This is a genomic window from Candidatus Poribacteria bacterium (assembly GCA_021295715.1).
In the GTDB taxonomy this organism is placed as follows: Bacteria; Poribacteria; WGA-4E; order WGA-4E; family WGA-3G; genus WGA-3G.
The window spans coordinates 1-3,800 of the sequence record JAGWBV010000079.1; the positions used below are offsets into that span (position 1 = coordinate 1).

Annotated in this window: 2 protein-coding genes; both read right to left on the reverse strand. The window is 45.1% G+C overall.

All coding sequences use genetic code 11. The features are described from left to right. Positions 1–229: 229 nt before the first annotated feature. Complete coding sequence (locus tag J4G07_17365) at positions 230–1,660, reverse strand: ABC transporter permease subunit (protein ID MCE2415756.1); 1,431 nt, start codon at positions 1,658–1,660, stop codon at positions 230–232. 144 nt (positions 1,661–1,804) lie between these two features. Next, positions 1,805–3,316, reverse strand: coding sequence for an ABC transporter permease subunit (locus tag J4G07_17370; protein ID MCE2415757.1), 1,512 nt, complete (start codon positions 3,314–3,316; stop codon positions 1,805–1,807). Positions 3,317–3,800 lie beyond the last annotated feature (484 nt).

Consider the following 3,800-nt stretch of genomic DNA (forward strand, 5'->3'; position numbering starts at 1 on the left):
GTCAAGTAAAAATGCTAAAAATTTAGCATTAATTAATGGAAGTTCGATTTAAATACGACTAAAGTTTGAACAATTTGGATAAGACTCAGGACACGTAGGCTCGATTTACTCAATAGATTATGTCAGCGGTCTTCAAATAAATATGACTTGACTCGAAAAGAAAAACACTACGTATAAGTGTCGGGTAAGAAAATATGACAAAGAATTTGAATAAGAAAGATACCAAATCTTAGACTTCAACGCGCACAAAAGCGAGATACGCACCCGCGAACAATACTGCCAAAAACAGGAATAATAACAGAATGTCCGTAGCTGCAGCGGTGTAGGCACCCGTGAAACTGATGTGATCTTCAAATTTTGGAATTGATTCAAAGCGCACTGGCTTTTGTGAGGTGCCCTCCTTGGAACCGATTGCGTGTGGACTCTCTGGATCGGCATGATCGGTTTCGATGAGAAACGCCATGAATTCATCGGCATATCGGCGCACTTGCTTCAAGAATTGAACATGCCGTGTGAAACCAGTCCCAGCAAGAGATTCAATGGCGTATCGGACACTTGACGCAGGCGATATACGGGTTATGGATCTCGCGAGTCGAATTTGAGCAATTTGAGCGTCTAAGTGCTCCTCGTTCAATCTCTCGTTGTTTCTTGCATCCTCAGTGAGGTATTTCGACCACAATAATGTTCCCTCCGTTGCTGGAATCTCTCGCGAAGGTATTTTGCGCTCAAGTTCGTCGTACTGTTGATAAAAATTATTGGACAGATGCTGCCGACGGGCGGCGAGTTCGTTACGGGTCATTGTTGGCTGTAAGCCACTGGTAAGCGCGCCGGTTGTAGAGGGCAGCAGGACGACCCAAACAACCCAAATTAGTAAGAGAATCGTGAGACTCGATGACGAATTGCTCACGCGAGAGGATATGAGCAGCCCCAGTCCAAGGAAGATTGACACATAAACAAAAGCGACGCAGATAATGACTCCCAATCGTCCGCACTCGCTTAGTCCCAGTGGAATACTTCCCGACGTATAAAGTAGAAAAAGGTTAATGAATGCGGCAATTAAAAAAGGGATACTGATAGTTATCAAGGCTGCAAGAAACTTGCTTACCAATACGGTGCCGCGTGAAACACTATTGGAGAGTGTCAAGCGCAAGGTGCCTCGTTCTCGGTCCGAAGATATCGCGTCGAAAGTAAATAAGATGGCAATCAAACTCAGCACGATAGAGACGATAGTATTCCAATCAACATTTGTATAATCCGGCATAATATTCCATAGGTTTGGATCGGATTGCGGGTATTCCATTCGCCATAGCGTTCTGATTGAAAAACGACTCGATATTAAGAACAGACCTCTGCCAACTCCGTCAGCGGATTCAGGTATAAATGTTTCACCACCGTCCGCACAAAAGGAGAGTGGAGAAGATTTTTTGTAGAGCCTGCCGGGTCCTTCCGTAAATAGGTTATAAACACTGTCCGCGTTGGATCTCATTTTATCCAAAGACGCTGAAACCTTTTTTTGATATGCCGTTGATTGCGCCTCGTATTCGCCAAGATACCCAATTGCGTTGACGAGCATCAGTGCGATAAACAATATCGTTGTAAAGGCAAATCGCAGACTGTTCAGATGGTCGTAAAGTTCACGCTTTGTAATGTGCCAGATCATCTTTCTAATTTTCCTTGCGGTGCGGTTGGGCAAGACTTGGCAGAGGACATCCTTTTTCGGAACCCGCCCCGGCCCGTTGGTTGGGGCTACAAGTGTTGGATAAGTTTTCCAAATACCCTTTTAACCGATTACCAACCACCATTTCTACACTTCTTGGCGCACGAAGATTAAAAATGTTGTCATAAACAGCACAACGTTAATGAGTAGCAGACACGCAATGTCACCACTTGCGTGCTGTATGCCCTTCCATATATCCCTCCGACGATAAGAAAACCGTGGTAAATCGTTCCAATCGACTTCTCCTTGGTCAACAGCGAACCATTTCCGAGAAGAAAAAGCCTTCTTATCATATAAATAATCGATAATCGTTTGCCGATACCGCTGGACTGCTGTGATAAAATCCTCAATACCGTGGAAATCTGTTCCTGCCCACGCCTCGGTTGCGAAGTCATACATCGCTGTCGGTGAGAAACGCATCAGATTTTTCGCCACATTCGCTTTGTGAACGTAGACTTGATCCAAAGCTTTTTGTCGAATTTGCCACGTCCTTTCTGCTGCGCGAATTCGTCGCGGCTCCGAGAATTGAAAGTAAGCTTTGACATGAGGCATCAGGGGTTCTGCCTCTGGCTTGATGCGAATATAGCGAATTTCTGCCTTAGAGTACTTGAGCGTCGTCGGATCCGAAATATGAGGAGCACTCCAACTTCCTGAATAAAGTATATTGTCATTCAAGTCTTCCCCTTCAATTGCATCGTTCCTTAAAAAATCCATTCGTTCTCTTTCAAAACTTTCCCAGATCTGCTCAATTTCACGATAAGAGGATTCCAATTGAGAAGGGGTCTGCCAAAGCCGATTGACCGAGAATACAATGAGACTTGGATAGATAAGGACCAGGGTGCTCCATATCACCATTGACACCATCAGGGCAGTCGCGGTTCGGCGCGTGATTGCCGAGATTAACAATCCTATAAGATAAAAAGCGGAGAGATATATGATTGAGGTAAGTAAAATACCACTAATCCGGAGCCAATCATCTCCCGTGAGCAAAATCGACTCAGATACAGAAAATAAGATGAGTGCGAGTAGCAAACTCATGACTACAGGAAGCGTCAGACAAGCCAGCGCACTGATATACTTTGCCAACAGAATAACGGGACGACTGACGGGGTTTGCCATCGTCAAACGGAGCGTGCCTGCTTCCCGTTCCCCAGCGATTGCATCGTGGGCGAAAAGCAGTGCCAGTAAACTGAGAATTACCTGAAAAATCAGAACCAAATCGACGCTGGAAAACAGGTTGAGGAAAGGATTATCGGCACTGTGTGATAGGGTATCCCAAAGGGTTGGAACAAGGGTATGCCTGACAGTGATAGAGTTGCCGATCCGTCGATCTAAACCTGCATTGAAAATGCTCAGTGGGTTGGGTGGTCGGTCTATGCGAATTCCTCCATCTATCTCCGAATAAGTCCTTGTTCTTCTTAAAAACCTCTGACGGTGTTCCTTCACTGCGGTATCGTAACTTGTCAGACGGCGCTCGTAATCGGCAATTAAGACAACGGTATTCGCAACAACCAACGACAGTGTGACGACCATCGCAACGAGAAACCGAAAGGTCATAAGATTGGCGAGCAATTCTCGCCGAACGAGAATCAGAAACATGGGGTTATCACTTAATCTGTCCCTTCTAAAATACCCGCATATTTTCGGGTTTTACTATAAACAATGTGATACCGTTCACACTCTTACGCTATTGTAGTGTTAAGACGCGATTTCGGACAGGAAATATTGCATTATAAGAAAAAATTGAAAAAAGTCTGGATTTTTTAGGAAGTGTTCGGAAAGATTAGGAGTTGTGTTCAGACCGCTGGGAAGCGAACTGGGTTGCAATATGTGAGGGCTGTTCAATTACCATTAGAGGGTAACCAAACAGCCCCAACAAAGTGCGAGGTTAAAAACCGCGCTTAGATACAAAAATCCTATTCAAAACCGCTGACTTTCGCAGCTTCAGGTGCGCTCGTCGGAAGTTCCTTCTGGGCTAACGTATCTTCAGGTACATAACCGGAATAGTCAGAAATCTGACCGTGCGTCAACGCATACACCACAACGTTCGTCATGAAACGATAGACACCGGGTGAATAGTGGA